10 protein-coding genes are annotated in these 14932 nt (G+C 37.6%); 6 read left to right on the top strand and 4 right to left on the bottom strand.

What is annotated here, in order from left to right; genetic code table 11:
- The first annotated feature begins 264 nt into the window (after positions 1 to 264).
- Together IO90_RS12715 and IO90_RS12710 are read left to right on the top strand one after the other, a co-directional pair.
- On the top strand, positions 265 to 837 hold the full coding sequence (locus tag IO90_RS12715; RefSeq protein WP_034967125.1) for a hypothetical protein: 573 nt from the start codon (positions 265 to 267) through the stop codon (positions 835 to 837).
- A gap of 12 nt (positions 838 to 849) precedes the next feature.
- The gene (locus IO90_RS12710; protein ID WP_034967123.1) at positions 850 to 2970 is read left to right on the top strand and encodes a cation:proton antiporter; all 2121 of its coding nucleotides are present in this window, start codon (positions 850 to 852) and stop codon (positions 2968 to 2970) included.
- A 72-nt stretch (positions 2971 to 3042) separates the two neighbouring features.
- On the opposite strand, the gene IO90_RS12705 is transcribed toward IO90_RS12710, so the two are convergent.
- Together IO90_RS12705 and IO90_RS12700 are read right to left on the bottom strand one after the other, a co-directional pair.
- Positions 3043 to 3411, bottom strand: a complete 369-nt coding sequence (locus IO90_RS12705; RefSeq protein ID WP_034967120.1) for a septal ring lytic transglycosylase RlpA family protein — start codon at positions 3409 to 3411, stop codon at positions 3043 to 3045.
- A 656-nt stretch (positions 3412 to 4067) separates the two neighbouring features.
- Positions 4068 to 7553, bottom strand: a complete 3486-nt coding sequence (locus tag IO90_RS12700; RefSeq protein WP_034969108.1) for a DUF2723 domain-containing protein — start codon at positions 7551 to 7553, stop codon at positions 4068 to 4070.
- A 217-nt stretch (positions 7554 to 7770) separates the two neighbouring features.
- Here IO90_RS12700 and IO90_RS12695 point away from each other — a divergent pair, with 217 nt between their 5' ends.
- Positions 7771 to 8808 (top strand): PLP-dependent cysteine synthase family protein, encoded by a 1038-nt coding sequence (locus IO90_RS12695; RefSeq protein ID WP_034967117.1) that lies wholly within the window; start codon positions 7771 to 7773, stop codon positions 8806 to 8808.
- A 75-nt stretch (positions 8809 to 8883) separates the two neighbouring features.
- Positions 8884 to 10155: an aminotransferase class I/II-fold pyridoxal phosphate-dependent enzyme gene (locus IO90_RS12690; protein WP_034967114.1), complete on the top strand. Its 1272-nt coding sequence runs from the start codon at positions 8884 to 8886 to the stop codon at positions 10153 to 10155.
- Between the two features lie 55 nt (positions 10156 to 10210).
- Here IO90_RS12690 and IO90_RS12685 read toward each other — a convergent pair whose 3' ends face one another.
- Positions 10211 to 10924: a phytanoyl-CoA dioxygenase family protein gene (locus IO90_RS12685; RefSeq protein WP_034967111.1), complete on the bottom strand. Its 714-nt coding sequence runs from the start codon at positions 10922 to 10924 to the stop codon at positions 10211 to 10213.
- Between the two features lie 86 nt (positions 10925 to 11010).
- Positions 11011 to 12546 carry a serine hydrolase gene (locus IO90_RS12680; RefSeq protein WP_034967107.1) on the bottom strand — a complete coding sequence of 512 codons (1536 nt, stop codon included), beginning with the start codon at positions 12544 to 12546 and terminating at the stop codon, positions 11011 to 11013.
- 109 nt (positions 12547 to 12655) lie between these two features.
- On the opposite strand from IO90_RS12680, the gene IO90_RS12675 reads away from it, so the two are divergent.
- Together IO90_RS12675 and pyrF are read left to right on the top strand one after the other, a co-directional pair.
- Positions 12656 to 13207 carry a DNA-3-methyladenine glycosylase I gene (locus tag IO90_RS12675; RefSeq protein WP_034967104.1) on the top strand — a complete coding sequence of 184 codons (552 nt, stop codon included), beginning with the start codon at positions 12656 to 12658 and terminating at the stop codon, positions 13205 to 13207.
- 191 nt (positions 13208 to 13398) lie between these two features.
- The gene (gene pyrF, locus IO90_RS12670) at positions 13399 to 14757 is read left to right on the top strand and encodes an orotidine-5'-phosphate decarboxylase (protein WP_034967100.1); all 1359 of its coding nucleotides are present in this window, start codon (positions 13399 to 13401) and stop codon (positions 14755 to 14757) included.
- Positions 14758 to 14932: the final 175 nt, after the last annotated feature.

Raw genomic sequence — 14932 nt, 5'->3', positions numbered from 1 at the left:
ATCAGATCGTGAGATTGGTGAAACTTTCTTGATATTTAAAATTAATCATACTGAAAAAGTGATTTTGAAAATCTGAAAAACGTCTTAAAAAACAAATAATCACAAATTAAAAAATACAATTTTTAATTTTAAAAAACCATCACAACTTCCAATATTCTAGTGTTTTGAAAGAAAATATTTAATCAAAAATACCAATCCAGCGTTTTCTACAGTTGTGGGTTTGCATATTTTTTGTTATATTGAGATTCAAAAATAAATCAAATTATGCCGAGAAGTACGAAAATCCTATTGTTATGCTGTGTATCCCTATTTCTATTTTCCTGCAAGGAGAACGAACGCGAAAAACAGCTAGACGCAAGGGAAAAACTCTTGTCTGAAAAAGAAAATATCTTCTCTCAAAAGGAAGCAGAATTTGATGCGCTTTTGAAAATGAGAGACAGCCTCTACGCAAAAAAAACAGATTCTGTAGTTATTCCGACTTGGCCGGAAGACATTCTCGGGAAATGGACCGGAAAGGTGATCTGCACAGAGTCCAACTGCTCCGACTACGTGATCGGTGACCAGAGAACGGACATCTGGGAATTCGTGAATGATTCTTTGCAAACTTCGGTCAATGTGTACAGCAAAAACAATCTCGTGCGAACCTACGCCGGAAAGCTGGAAAACAACGAGATCAAACTCAATTTCAAAACCGATTCTACTTCTTCCAAACTGGTTGATATGAACATTCTGCTCAATGAGATCTCGGCCGAAAAGATTCGCGGAAAGAGAACGATCACTGTCAACAACAACTGTTCTGCTGTATTTTCTGTAGAATTGTTACGTTCATCAAAATAAAAAAACACAAAAATGCTATTAAGTATTCACAACCTCAGCCTTCCGTTGGAGGATCCTGTACTGAAGTTTTTAGTGGTTCTAATCATCATTCTTGGTGCGCCATTACTGCTCAATAAAATCAAAGTTCCACATCTTCTCGGATTGATTATCGCTGGTGCTATCATTGGACCAAATGGTTTCAATGTTCTCTCGAGAGATAGCAGCATTGTAGTTACGGGAACAACAGGCTTGCTATATATTATGTTTCTCGCCGGTCTGGAAATCGATATGGGCGATTTCAAAAGGAACAAATGGAAAAGTTTGACCTTTGGACTTTACACCTTCGTTGTTCCCTTTGCCCTTGGCTTTTTAGGTGGCTATTATATTTTAGGATTTTCACTTTTAACTTCAGTCCTTTTTGCCAGTCTTTTCTCATCACACACTTTGATTGCTTACCCACTTGTCAGCAAGTTGGGTGTTGCGAAGAATCTCTCTGTAAACATCACTGTTGGCGGAACGATGATCACCGATGTGCTTGCCCTATTGGTTTTGGCGGTCGTGGTCGGAATGTCGCAGGGTGAAGTTGGGAGCGAATTTTGGATCAAGCTTTCCGCTTCGGTTTTAGCTTTTGGATTGGTGGTTTTATTAATATTTCCAATCATCGGCAGATGGTTTTTCAAGAAAGTGGATGATAAGATCTCGCAGTATATTTTTGTATTGGTAATGATCTACTTGGCCGCACTTTTGGCAGAATTAGCCGGCGTTGAAGCCATTATCGGCGCATTCTTGGCAGGATTGGCTTTGAACCGATTGATTCCGCATACTTCTTCATTGATGAATCGGGTCGAGTTTGTCGGGAACGCGATTTTCATTCCTTTCTTTTTGATCAGCGTTGGAATGTTGATCGATTTCAAAGTCTTTTTCAAAAGTTGGGAAACTTTGCAAGTCGCATCTGTAATGTTGGTGGCTTCCATTTTAGGAAAATACGTTGCGGCCGTTCTGACCCAGAAAACTTTTCGATTGACAAAACATGAAGGAAAATTGATTTTTGGATTAAGTTCTGCCTCCGCGGCAGCAACTCTGGCCGCAGTAATGGTTGGTTACAACATTATCCTCTCTGAGAATGAAGCTGGCGAACCTGTCCGATTATTGAACGAACACGTTCTGAACGGAAGTATTTTATTAATATTGATTTCTTGTACCATTTCATCCTTCATCTCGATGGCAAGCGCGGAAAAGATCGCAGAAGCAGAAAATGAGGATACACTCACCGGAAACAATCACGAGCAGGAAAATATCCTTTTGGCGCTAAATTATGAGGGAATGGTTGATAAGACCGTAAATCTTGGATTATTGGTGAAAAACCATGCAAACACAGAAAATATGTTCGGCCTGAATGTCATTAATGAAGATAAAAATGAATCGTCTATCAAGAATGCAGAAAAGATCCTAAGCTATGCCGTCAACACCGCTTCTGCAGCAGATGTCAAATTAAAACCACTGACACGCTATGACAACGACGTGATCAACGGAATCAACAATGTGGTGAAAGAACAGAAAATCACCGACCTGATCATCGGATTGGAAGATGAGAAAGGTTTTTCCGCGTCATTCGCTGATAATTTGTATAATGGTTATTTGCAGAATGATGACATCAATATCTTCGTTTACCATGCGGCACAGCCACTTTCGACGGTTAAACGTTATTTGGTGATGATTCCGGAAAATGCGCATTTGGAATCTGGATTTTTCCATTCTTTGGCAAGAGTTTGGAACATTGGAAAAAATTCTGGCGCTGTGATCAGTTTTTATGCACCTGAAAATATCATTAAGGTATTAAAGAAAATCATCAAGAAAGTCAATATTGAAGCTGACTTCATTGTGATCAATTCTTGGTTAGATGCTGAGCAGAAAGCAGAAAAGATAAAGGATAATGAAGGCTTGATCTTGATTTTGGCCAAACGCGGCATGACATCCTACTTCCCAAAGATGCGCTACATTCCAGATTTTCTGAATACGAAACTTCCAAATAAGAATTATCTTTTGATTTATCCTTACTCAAAAACGGACAAAGACAATACAGAAATCCGATCTGTTCGCAACCACGATGATTTTGTCGAGATTGGAAATATCATCAAGAAAATTTTCCGATAAGCTTTGAGATAAACTAAAACAAAAAAAGCCATCCAGATCGGATGGCTTTTAAACTTTAAAATAAGTTGAATCTTAGTCGATAATTTCATATTCGATTGCGATAGTACCTTTTCTTAGGTCGCCTATCGAATCAAATGCAGCTTTAGAGAGATCAAAGGCTCTAGATGAATGGTATGGTCCTCTGTCGTTAACTCTAACTACAACACTTTTCCCAGAGATCAAATTTGTTATTTTTACTTCTGTCCCAAAAGGAAGTGTTTTATTTGCAGCGGTAAGTTCTTTGTTACTGAAAATTTCTCCGCTTGCTGTTTTTCTACCGTTAAACTTATCGTGGTAGAACGATGCAAAACTTGTTTTAGCATCTGTGGCATAACTCTTGAAAGAATAAATACCAAGTGTGGAAATCATCATTATGACTACAAGAAAAATTCTTTTTATCATGTTGAATATTTATTGGTTTTGACTCCGCAAAGATACTTCGAAACACCTCCCGAACTAAACTTTGAGCCTTACCGCGCTCTAATTGGGACTAAATCAAAATTCCAACCCTTCTCGATTACCTAACCATAGGAAACCACAGAATTTGTTAAAAAACGTTAATTTAATTTGATTTTTGTTAATTAAATAACATTACAATCAATTTAGCTAAAATACAATACAACTGATAACCAACACATTAAATATAACTAATCTTTTTATTAAATTACACATTCAATAATTTCAAGAGTTTTTTAGCTAAAATAAACTAACAATAAATCATAATATTGTTAATTAAGGTTGTCAAATAAATTATTTAATATCGAATTAATAATAATTTAATTAATACGCGATTACAGAATCTAAATATTTTATTAAATAATTGAATATCAACATATTAAATTAAAACCGTCAAAATTTTAACAGAAAATAATTTTTGACCGATAGATTTAGGTTAGTACTTTTTAGTAAACCATCAGATTCATCTTCGAATAGGCTCAGCAAAACTTCATAAAATATCATTAAATGAAAACTTCTCAAAGATTTAAATAAAAAAAAACGGACAAAATAAATTTGTCCGTTTTTAATATCATTTGATAATCGTTCTATTGAGCAATCAATTATTGAGTCACCTTCATCAATTTTTTGGTGATTTGATCCATCTTTTCTGCTTCGTAAGTTGTATCGTAATCTTTCATGATATCGAATAGATAAGAATAGAAAGAAGTCACCTTCTGCACGTCATCTGCCTTTTTAAAAGCTTTTTCCTTACCCATCTCCTGAAGATCTTTGATGAACACATCGAATCTTTTATCAATCACATTCAACGAATTGACAAGATACTGATAACCTTTGTCTTTCTGTCCAATCTTGTTGTAAGCATCTGCAACGGCGCCAACCACCAGTGAATATTCCATAGGCTTGGTTTTCATTTGTCTGCCTGCATACACTTGGAATTTCGGCGATAGTCTTGTATAATAATCATATTCTGCAAAGATGCCTTTTTTGAGATCTTCTGCCAGCTCAAGACCCTTTTGCTCTTGTCCTGCAACGATGTATGCGTAAACAATGGAACTTAGAGATCTTGGGTCGTTGTATTTTGAAACTGGAATTTCGCGGTTGGCAAGATCCAGAATTTCGATGGCTTTATTCTTTTCACCTTTCAAAACCAATGCTTCTGCCACGCGACTTGCAGACGATCTGTAGCTCACAATGTTTTGTGTACAGGTCTCATCGAAATGGGTATTTAAATCTTTGAAATTACCCCATTTGTAATTTTTAACAGTGTTGTAAAGTTCGTCTGCATTTACCATTCCCAATTCACCATCCACAGATTCTTCCGTTTTGATTGGAACTAGTCTATAGCTGTGGCCATCATATTTCAAATAATTGGAAAGGAAAAACAGATTGCTTGGATCGTAGATTCCACCGCTCGAGAAGTTGATCGAACGTTTCCAATCGAAATTGGCGAGAATGTCCATCATCAACAAATTATTTTTGAACATACTTGTTCCTTTATAATTGATCACGATTTGTTTCTCCGCTTTCTGAGCTTCTGCTGGTGTGATGATTCCTGCTTTAACGGCATTATTAACGTTTACAGGAAGTACAAACTTGGTAACAGGAAGGAAATTAAATTTTTGATAACGCTCTTCTCCAAAAATCATTTTTACGATTTCATCCTTTTCAGGCGATTTCATTTTTAGGAAACTGATCGCTTCTTTCAAAGTGATAGAATCCTGCGTCGCAAACTTTCTGAACTGTGCAAATTCTGTATCTGGAACGCCCTGATCTTTAAGATTTGCAAAGATATTGGACCAATCATCTTTTGACATCATATAGATTTGATCATTGGAGCCTTCACGATAATCTTCGTGCACCAAAGTAGATGGAACGCCCATCGCATTGTAGGTTCTTCTTTTAACTTGATCGATATTCCAAGGCGTTGATAATAAGGTAAAGTTCACCACTTTCACATCCGAACGGAACTCCTCAGTTTCCTGGATCGCCCAAACCGGATAGGTATCATTGTCACCATAAACAAACATGATCCCATCTTTCGGTAATGACTTTAATGATGAATAAGCGTAATCGTAGGCCGCATATCTATTGCTTCTATCGTGAACATTGTAGTTTTGGAATGCCATCATCAATGGAATGCCCATCAATGCAGCACCAACCAAAACCTGGGCACCTTTACTTTGTACTTTTTTCTGAAGAAACCAATAGATTGCCGCAACGCCCAATCCAATCCAAATCGCAAAAGCGTAGAAAGAACCGACCATCGCGTAATCTCTTTCACGCGGTTCGAAAGGTTTCATTCCGGTGTAGAAGACAATCATTACACTTGTTAATATGAACAATGATAATATAGAATAGAATCGTCCGAAATCTCTATTTAGCTGGAAGAAAAACCCGATTAATCCTAAAATCAATGGAAGCATAAAGAACTTGACGGTACTTGCATTTTGGAATTTTGCAGGCATTTCAGATTGATCGCCCCAAAGATTATTATCGATGAAAGGAATTCCGGTAATGAAGTTTCCATTGGTATTTTCCATATGACCTTCGACATCATTCTGCCTTCCGGAATAGTTCCAAAGCAAATATCTCACAAAGTAGAAATAATTCTGAAATGTGATGAAATAATCAAGATTTTGAGCCAAAGTCGGACGCTGAACATTGATCAAACCGAATTGTTTCGCCTTCAGATAATCATCCATTTTGATGGTTCCGTTCTCATATTTTTGACGAAGTTCATCGAAAAACTGTTTTGCTTCTGGACTTTCTGAAACTTGCTCATTTCCGTAATTGAAAGTAAAATCTGGCGCGCCGTACATCGAAATGTAATTGGGCATCACGGATTTATCTTCACTAAACATTCTTGGAAACAAACTTACGTGTTCCGGATTGTAAACATAGTTGAATTTCTCTCCTACCAAACGATATCTTCCTGTCGCAGGATCTTTCTCGTAGGTATCGCCCGTTTTTACAGTCTTGTAACTTCCGTCCTCATTTTTTTGTATTCCGTTTGGATCCAGATAAGCGGTGTAGTTTTGACCGTACAAAGTTGGCCAATCGCCGTATTGCTCACGGTTGTAGTAATCCAACATTCCCAAAGCATTGTCTGGATCATTCAAGTTCATTGGTGGATTTGCAATCGCACGGATTGGAATCACCAACCAGCAAGAGAATCCGATCATCATATAAACCACCGAAAGTGCTATGGTTTGATAAAGTGATTTTCCTGTTTTTCTCGTATAAGTAATAAATAAATAACAAAGTACGATCAAAATCACAAAGGCGAAAACTGTCCCAGAATGGAAAGGTAACCCTAAACCATTGACAAAGAACACCTCCGATTTCCCGAACAAAGTCATAATGACCGGGAAAATAATTTTGAAGACGATAACTAATATTAATAAAGTAACAGCATTGGCGATCAAAAATGATTTCCAAGTGAACTTGTAATTTCTGGTGTAATAAATCAAACAAACCGCTGGCAAAGCCAACATACACATCATATGCACACCGACAGAAAGCCCAACGATGAAAAACAAAAGGATGATCCAGCGTTCGTTGTCTTTTTCAAGATATTCGTTTTCCCATTTTGTGATGAGCCAAACAATCAATGCGATAAACATACTCGCCATCGCATAAACCTCACCTTCAACAGCGGAAAACCAGAATGAGTCGGAAAAAGTAAAACACAAAGCACCAACTCCACCTGCAAACAAAGTAGCTATCTCTTCTGCTACCGTAATATTTTCGAATTCTTTATTTAATAATCTTCTTACTAAATGGGTGATCGTCCAGAACAAAAACAGAATGGTGAATGCGCTACACAACGCTGACATTGCATTGATGACCAATGAATAATTTTGTCCATCACCAAAGGCAAACAAAGCTACAACAGCCCCAATCAATTGGAAAAGTGCGGCTCCTGGCGCGTGAGTTACCTCCAGTTTTACAGCTGAAGAAATATATTCTCCACAATCCCAAAAACTGAAATTAGGTTCTATGGTTGATAAATAAGTAAGGAATGCAATTGCAAAAACAACCCATCCGAGAATGGTGTTCCATTGTTTAAAAGTCCAGTTCTTCATATTATAAATAAGAATATCGGCGAAATTAGCATTTTTCATTTAGTTATCGGTGTTTTTAACAAAATTTAAAATTTAGAAACTGATAAAAAATAAAGAATTTTCATTAATTAAGTTGCAATATATCAGCCTTGTACTATATTAATATGTCAAAACTGAAAAACATTGCAATTTTTTATTTATTTTTGCAGACAGTTTTGGAGAGAAAAATGATATAAAAATGACGAATGTATTCGATAATATTCTTGGTTTGATTGGCAACACACCGTTGGTCAAATTAAATCACGTTACCAAGGATATTCCTGCAACTATTTATGCTAAGTTGGAATCTTACAATCCAGGTCATTCTACGAAAGACAGAATCGCTCTACACATCATAGAAAATGCGGAGAAAAAAGGAATTCTGAAACCAGATTCAGTCATTGTAGAAACCACTTCCGGAAACACAGGATTTTCCATCGCAATGGTTTGCATCGTAAAAGGTTACAAATGCATTCTGGCCGTTAGTGACAAAACGAAAGCGGAGAAAATAGCTTATTTAAAAGCCTTAGGCGCAACAGTTTATGTTTGTCCAGCTTCTGTTCCGGCAGATGATCCAAGATCGTACTACGAAGTTGCAAAAAGAGTGGCGAAAGAAACGCCGAATTCCGTTTATATCAATCAATATTTCAACGAACTGAATATTGATGCACATTATCAAACAACTGGTCCCGAAATCTGGAAACAAACCGAAGGAAAAATAACGCACGTTTTCGCTTGCACAGGAACCGGAGGCACACTTTCCGGAACTGCAAAATTCTTGAAAGAACAAAATCCTGATATCAAAGTAATTGGTGTAGATGCAGACGGATCCATCTTGAAAACTTACCACGAGACCGGAAAAATCAATAAAACTGAAATTCATCCTTATCAAATCGAAGGTCTTGGAAAAAACTTGATTCCAGGTGCGCTTTTGTTCGATAAAATTGATGAATACATCAGAGTAAATGACGAAATGTCCGCTTACAGAACCCGCGAAATTGCATTGAAAGAAGCAATAATGGGCGGTTACACTACTGGAGCCGTTACTCAAGCTTTGATTCAATATGCGAATTCTCACGAATTCAAAGAAGACGATCTGGTTGTCTTGATTTTCCCAGACCACGGCTCTCGCTACATCACCAAAGTTTACAGCGACAAATGGATGGAAGAGCAAGGATTCATCAACAATTGTTTTCACAACTATGATGAAATCTTCAAAACAGAAATCATCAAGTAAAATTTAATCACAAAATTCATAACCTTTTGTCAAGCAAAAGGTTTTTTCAATCAATAAAAAATATCAGTTAGAAAAATGGACATTTTTGAAAGAATAAAACAAAACCCAGGTCCACTAGGACAATTTGCAGATTATGCAGAAGGCTATTATATTTTCCCACGATTGGAAGGGCCAATTGGGCCGAGAATGAAGTTCCAGGGAAAAGAAGTGATCTTTTGGAGCGCGAATGATTATTTAGGACTTTGCAACCATCCAGAAGTTCTTGAAGCCGATGCGAAAGCCGCTGCAGAGTACGGCATGTTTTATCCAATGGGCGCAAGAGCAATGTCCGGAGAAACTGAGCAACACCTTCAACTGGAAAGAGAATTGGCAGAATTTGTTCAAAAAGAATCAGCTTATCTTTTGAATTTCGGTTACCAGGGAATGGTGTCTTGCATCGATGCGTTGGTTTCCAGAAATGACGTGATTGTTTACGATGTAGATTCTCACGCTTGTATCGTAGATGGTGTAAGATTGCACTCTGGAAAACGATTCACTTACAGACACAACGACATCGCTAGTCTTGAAAAAAACCTTCAAAGAGCTCAAAAAGTGACCGAAGAAACTGGAGGTGGAATTCTAGTAATCACAGAAGGTGTTTTCGGAATGAGAGGACAGCAAGGGAAATTGAAAGAGATCATTGCACTTAAAGAAAAATATGGTTTCAGAATTTTGGTGGATGATGCGCACGGATTCGGGACACTTGGCGCAACTGGCGCTGGTGCTGGAGAAGAGCAAGGTTGCCAAGATGAAATCGATGTTTATTTCTCTACTTTCGCAAAATCTATGGCTGGTTTCGGAGCGTTTTTAGCAGGAAACAAAGAGATCATCCGTTATCTGAAATTCAACCTTAGATCTCAGATCTTCGCAAAATCTTTGACAATGCCAATGGTAATCGGAGGTTTGAAGAGATTGGAACTTCTAAGATCGAGACCAGAGATCAAAGCTAAACTTTGGGAAAATGTTGAAAAACTTCAAGGTGGACTTAAGAAGATCGGATACAATCTTGGTGACACAAACACTTGTGTAACACCAGTTTTCATCCAGGGAAATCCTGTTGAGGCAATGCTTTTGGCGAGAGACCTTAGAGAAAACTACGGCATTTTTACATCTGTTGTTTCTTATCCGGTAATTCCAAAAGGAATGATCTTATTAAGATTGATTCCAACAGCTTCTCACACAGATGCAGAGATCAACGAAACGCTTGAAGCTTTCGAATCAATTTATAAAAAGCTAGAAACTGGTTATTATAAAGAGTTGGAAGCGCAACAAATTAAAGAGCAGAACTTGCAGTTTAAAGAGATTTAAAATTCGATTTTAAATAAATATACAAACGCCTAAACAATTAAAGTTTAGGCGTTTTTTAGTTCAATCTTTCCGACCAATTGATTTCCTCAGGCAATTCCATATTAGAAAACTCAATGTGGATGACTCTGCGTTTTTGATTGTTGGTGGTTCTGTTTGAGCCGTGAAGAATTAGTGGTTTCATAATCATAATTCCGCCTTTGTTTACGGAGCAGATTTCCTCGGTTTCCACATTCCAATCGATGGTTTCCGGTCGGTAGATTTCTTTGCTGTGGGAATTTGGAACGACTTTCAACGCGCCGTTATTCTCATCAGTATCATCCAGATGAATTCTAATCGTGAAGATATTTTTCAAATAATCAATCGGAGGCTGAACAGCAAATTGATTCTGCTTCGTTGTCCAAGGTCCAAAACCATTTAATTCTAATTTCTTATCGACCGAAATCGTCAAATCCTGATGATAGGAAACGTACCAGTTTGATTTTTCAGGTTTATCAAAATAGATACTTTTGACCACGAAATAATCAGTCCCAAAAATTTCATTAATGATTTTCCTAATGTTATCATTAAAGATAAATCGATGACTTTCCGGAACTTCTTTCAAAAATTGTCTAATCGCAAAAAGGTCTTCTGATTTCCTGAAAGTTTCCTTTGAAGTATCGATGGAATCAATGACATTAATGATTTGATTGATTTCTTGCTCAGAAAAAACGTCGTTGATGATTGTGAATCCTTTGTCTGAGATTTCGGTTTTATGGTTTGCTGTAAACATAAATTAATATTAATAAAATACCTAAACTAGAGATGGAAACCCCTTCAGAGTTTTAAACTCTGAAGGGGTTTTTGTGGCAATAATTCCTAATTAATCTTCTTCAAATCCAAATCCTCAAAATCAAAACTAAAATCCGTCACATCAGAGATTGGTTTCATCTTCGCAGAAACGGCTTTTCCATTTTCATCAAAATTTAAAATGAAAAAAGAATCGGCGTCATAACTTCTGTCATCCCACTTCACCACAAAAGAATTGGCAGAATATGGAATCAAATCGCCTTTCAGTCTTGGAGAAGATTTAGAAATAATTCTGTAGCCTTTTCCAACTTTGGAAATCTCCACAATCCCAAACCATTCGTCTTTGTACCAACCGATGAACTGGTCATCTTTCAACTCAGATTTGAATTTTGAAGCTTTATCGTAAATCTCTTTCTTCTGCTTTGCAAAACGCTCATCATTTTTCTTGCTTCTCTCGCCATAAAGCTTCAGCCAATCACGGTTTTCAACTTTCAAATATGCGTCTTTCACCGAGTTTGTAATTGTGGAAAAAGCAGCGCCAGATTGTTGATTGGTCAAAACTACAATTCCAAGTTTCATATCGGGAATCAAGGTAAAATGTGTTACCGTTCCAATCAAACCACCGCTGTGCTGAACTTGCAAATGGCCTTTCACATCGCTCAGAAACCAACCCAATCCATATCCGTAAAACCTCGTATCGTAAGGCGAAGTCGCTCCAACTTTGTCAGCAATCTGTAGGCTCCAAAGTTCGTGCGCATTTTTTTCAGAAACCAAGTGTTTTCCATCTTTGGTCACGAATCCATTCAGAAGGAAATCTGCCCAGGTAGTCATGTCTTTGATGTTACTCATAATGCCACCTGCCGCGTTTGCAGTTTCGTTCCAATCGTGTGGAACCGCAATCGCTTTTCCATCCACTGGCGCGTGCGCATCGATGATGTTTTGGGAATTTTTTGCTCGGTTGTAAGAGCCGAAACTTGCCGTCATTCCGACAGGTTTCATAATTTTTTGCTCGATGAAATCTGCCCATTGCAAACCAGAAACTCTGTGAATCACTTCGCCCGCAACGATGAACATAATATTGTTATAATCCAAAGTCGTTCTGAACGGATTTTCAGGTTTCAAATATCGAACATTATGGACGATGTCATTCACGGTCAAATTGCCGCCTTCCGGAAAAAACATCAGATCGCCTTGCCCTAAACCTAATCCAGCTCTGTGCGTCACCAGATCTTTGATGGTCACATTTTGAGAAACGTAAGGATCCGCCATTTGAAACTCCGGAATATATTTGCTGACTTTATCGTCCCAGTTGATCTTGCCTTCATCAGCCAGAATCGCCAAAGCGGTGCAAGTGAAACCTTTGCTATTAGAAGCAATTCCAACCAAAGTATTCTCATCCATTGGCTGATTATTTTTAAGCGAACGAACACCGAAACCTTTGGCATAAATCACTTTTCCATCTTTCACAATCCCAACCGACATTCCAGGAACATCAAATGTTTTAAGAGAGTTTTGAATCAGTTCGTCGAGTTTTTTCTCCTCGATCTGTGCATTGAACAAGACGAAAGAGAAAAGGAAAAGGGAAGAAAATAGTGATTTGTACATTTTAAAAAAGCTTTGGACGAAGATAAGAAATTGTAGATTCTAATCATTAATTGTCTATGGTTAATTATCTTTACATTATAAAATTAAATAAAACTAATACAAGAAATTTATGTCATACTGCGCCGCCATAGAAACAATGCAAGCTGAAGAAAGAAAAGCATTGCACAAAAATTACCACGACAACCACTACGGTTTTCCGATTCATAATGATAATGAGCTTTTCGGAAGATTGATCATGGAAATCAACCAAGCGGGTTTGAGCTGGGAAACGATTTTGAAAAAGGAAGATTCTTTCCGAAAAGCTTACAGCAATTTCAGTATCGAAAAAATTGCGGCTTACACGGAAAAAGACCGCGAAAGATTGTTGTCCGACCCTGGAATCATCCGAAATAAATTAAAAGTAAACGCTGCGATTGAAAATGCGAAAACCATTTTGGACCTGAAAAAGGAATTTGGATCTTTCGAAAAATGGCTGGAACATCACCATCCGAAAACCAAGGAAGAATGGGTGAAATTGTTCAAGAAAACTTTCAAGTTTACAGGTGGAGAAATTGTTGGAGAATTCCTGATGAGCATTGGGTTTCTAAAAGGTGCACATTCTGAAAGTTGTAAAATCAATGAAAAGATTTTTGCTGCGAATCCGAAGTGGAAGGAAATTTAACAATTAAAGACACTTCGACTCCGCTCAGTGTGACATCCCTAATGATAATCGCATAGGAATGGATTGTCAGTCTGAGCGGAGTCGAGGACTTTTTCAGCATTGTCAGTCTGAGGCTCTCGAAGACTTTCTTATTTCTCATTTTTTCAGTCTGAAAAATTCGCCTTAAATTTGTAGAAATCTAAGAAAAGTAAATGGAAAGTAAAAAAGAATTCTTCCTCGAGTGTTACAAACTTGGGATCATCAAATTTGGGCGTTTCACCCTGAAAAGCGGGATTGAAAGTCCGTTTTACGTGGATCTTCGTCCGCTCGCTTCTGACCCAAAGATCTTGAAAAAATTGGCCAATTATCTTTTGGAAATGCTTCCTTTGGATAATTTCGATATCATTTGTGGTGTTCCATATGCGGCACTTCCGATGGCAACCGCGATGTCTTTGGAAAGCTATCTTCCATTGATTATCAAAAGAAAAGAAGCTAAAGCCTATGGCACCAAAAAACTGATTGAAGGCATTTATGAGAAAGGACAAAACTGCTTATTGGTAGAAGATGTAATTACTTCCGGAAAATCTTTGGTTGAAACGATTGATGAAGTAGAAAATGAAGGCATCAAAGTTTCCGACATCGTTGTGGTTTTGGACAGACAACAAGGCGGAAAAGAAAAATTGGAAGCCAAAGGTTACAAAGTTCATTCGTTGTTCAACATTTCTGAAGTTGTGGAAATCTTGAGAGAAGTGAATTACATTGATGAACATGAAGTGGCTAGAATCCAGGATTTTGTGAGTGGAAATCAGGTTGTTTTCGAAGAGAAAAAACGTCTGTCTTACGAGCAAAAATTGGAATCCGCAGAACATTCTTTCGCCAAGAAAATCCTCGAAATTGCCATTGAAAAAAGGTCAAATCTCATTGCGTCTGCAGATTTTATCACGACCAAGGAATTGCTGGAATTTGCTGATTTTGTTGGCCCTCACATTGTGGCCTTGAAAACGCACATCGATATTCTGAATGATTTTGATGCCGACGAAACGATTCTTCCATTGAAAGATCTGGCAACTAAACACAACTTCCTCTTGATGGAAGACCGCAAGTTTGCTGACATCGGCAACACGCAGGAACTTCAATTTTCTTACGGAACCTACAAGATCTCCAATTGGGCAGACCTCGTAACTTCTCATGTTATCGGCGGAAGCAAGAGTTTGGACTGCTTTATTAATGTTGGCGTCGTAGCAATCTTAGGAATGTCTTCCAAAGGAACTTTGACCGATTCTCATTACCGCGAAGAAGCGCTTAAAGTAATTGAAACTCATCCAAGCATTATCGGTTGCGTCGCTCAAAACGAAATATCTGACCAACTTTTATTGTTTACACCTGGCGTCAATCTTGGTGAAACTGGCGACGACAAAGGTCAACAGTATAATTCGCCTGAACACGTGATCAAAAATTACGGAACCGATTTCATCATCGTTGGACGTGGCATTTACAGATCCGAAGAACCAGAACAGGAAGCTTTGCGTTATAAAACTGAAGGTTGGAAGGCGTATTTGGAAACGCTGTAAAAAAATATAAATATTATTATAACCTTTTCAGAGTTCAAAACTCTGAAAGGGTTTTTAATTTCTGTCAGTCTGAGGTGTAGTTTATCCCTGAGCTTGTCGAAGGGAAAACCAATAAAAAAACTCAAAAATCTTCAGATTTTTTCCATTTAAATCTAACAAAACGGATATTTTATTT

The organism is Chryseobacterium sp. FH1 (genome assembly GCF_000735135.1).
Taxonomy (GTDB): Bacteria; Bacteroidota; Bacteroidia; order Flavobacteriales; family Weeksellaceae; genus Epilithonimonas.
Note: the sequence above shows the minus strand (reverse complement) of the source record. Positions and strands in the feature narration are given on the sequence as shown.

What these genes read in the sequence shown, in the direction of transcription:
- IO90_RS12690 (WP_034967114.1), top strand. Translation starts at nt 8,884, where the DNA reads ATGGACATTTTTGAAAGAATAAAACAAAACCCAGGTCCACTAGGACAA.
- IO90_RS12685 (WP_034967111.1), bottom strand. Translation starts at nt 10,924, where the DNA reads ATGTTTACAGCAAACCATAAAACCGAAATCTCAGACAAAGGATTCACA.
- IO90_RS12680 (WP_034967107.1), bottom strand. Translation starts at nt 12,546, where the DNA reads ATGTACAAATCACTATTTTCTTCCCTTTTCCTTTTCTCTTTCGTCTTG.
- IO90_RS12715 (WP_034967125.1), top strand. Translation starts at nt 265, where the DNA reads ATGCCGAGAAGTACGAAAATCCTATTGTTATGCTGTGTATCCCTATTT.
- IO90_RS12675 (WP_034967104.1), top strand. Translation starts at nt 12,656, where the DNA reads ATGTCATACTGCGCCGCCATAGAAACAATGCAAGCTGAAGAAAGAAAA.
- IO90_RS12710 (WP_034967123.1), top strand. Translation starts at nt 850, where the DNA reads ATGCTATTAAGTATTCACAACCTCAGCCTTCCGTTGGAGGATCCTGTA.
- IO90_RS12700 (WP_034969108.1), bottom strand. Translation starts at nt 7,553, where the DNA reads ATGAAGAACTGGACTTTTAAACAATGGAACACCATTCTCGGATGGGTT.
- IO90_RS12705 (WP_034967120.1), bottom strand. Translation starts at nt 3,411, where the DNA reads ATGATAAAAAGAATTTTTCTTGTAGTCATAATGATGATTTCCACACTT.
- IO90_RS12695 (WP_034967117.1), top strand. Translation starts at nt 7,771, where the DNA reads ATGACGAATGTATTCGATAATATTCTTGGTTTGATTGGCAACACACCG.
- pyrF (WP_034967100.1), top strand. Translation starts at nt 13,399, where the DNA reads ATGGAAAGTAAAAAAGAATTCTTCCTCGAGTGTTACAAACTTGGGATC.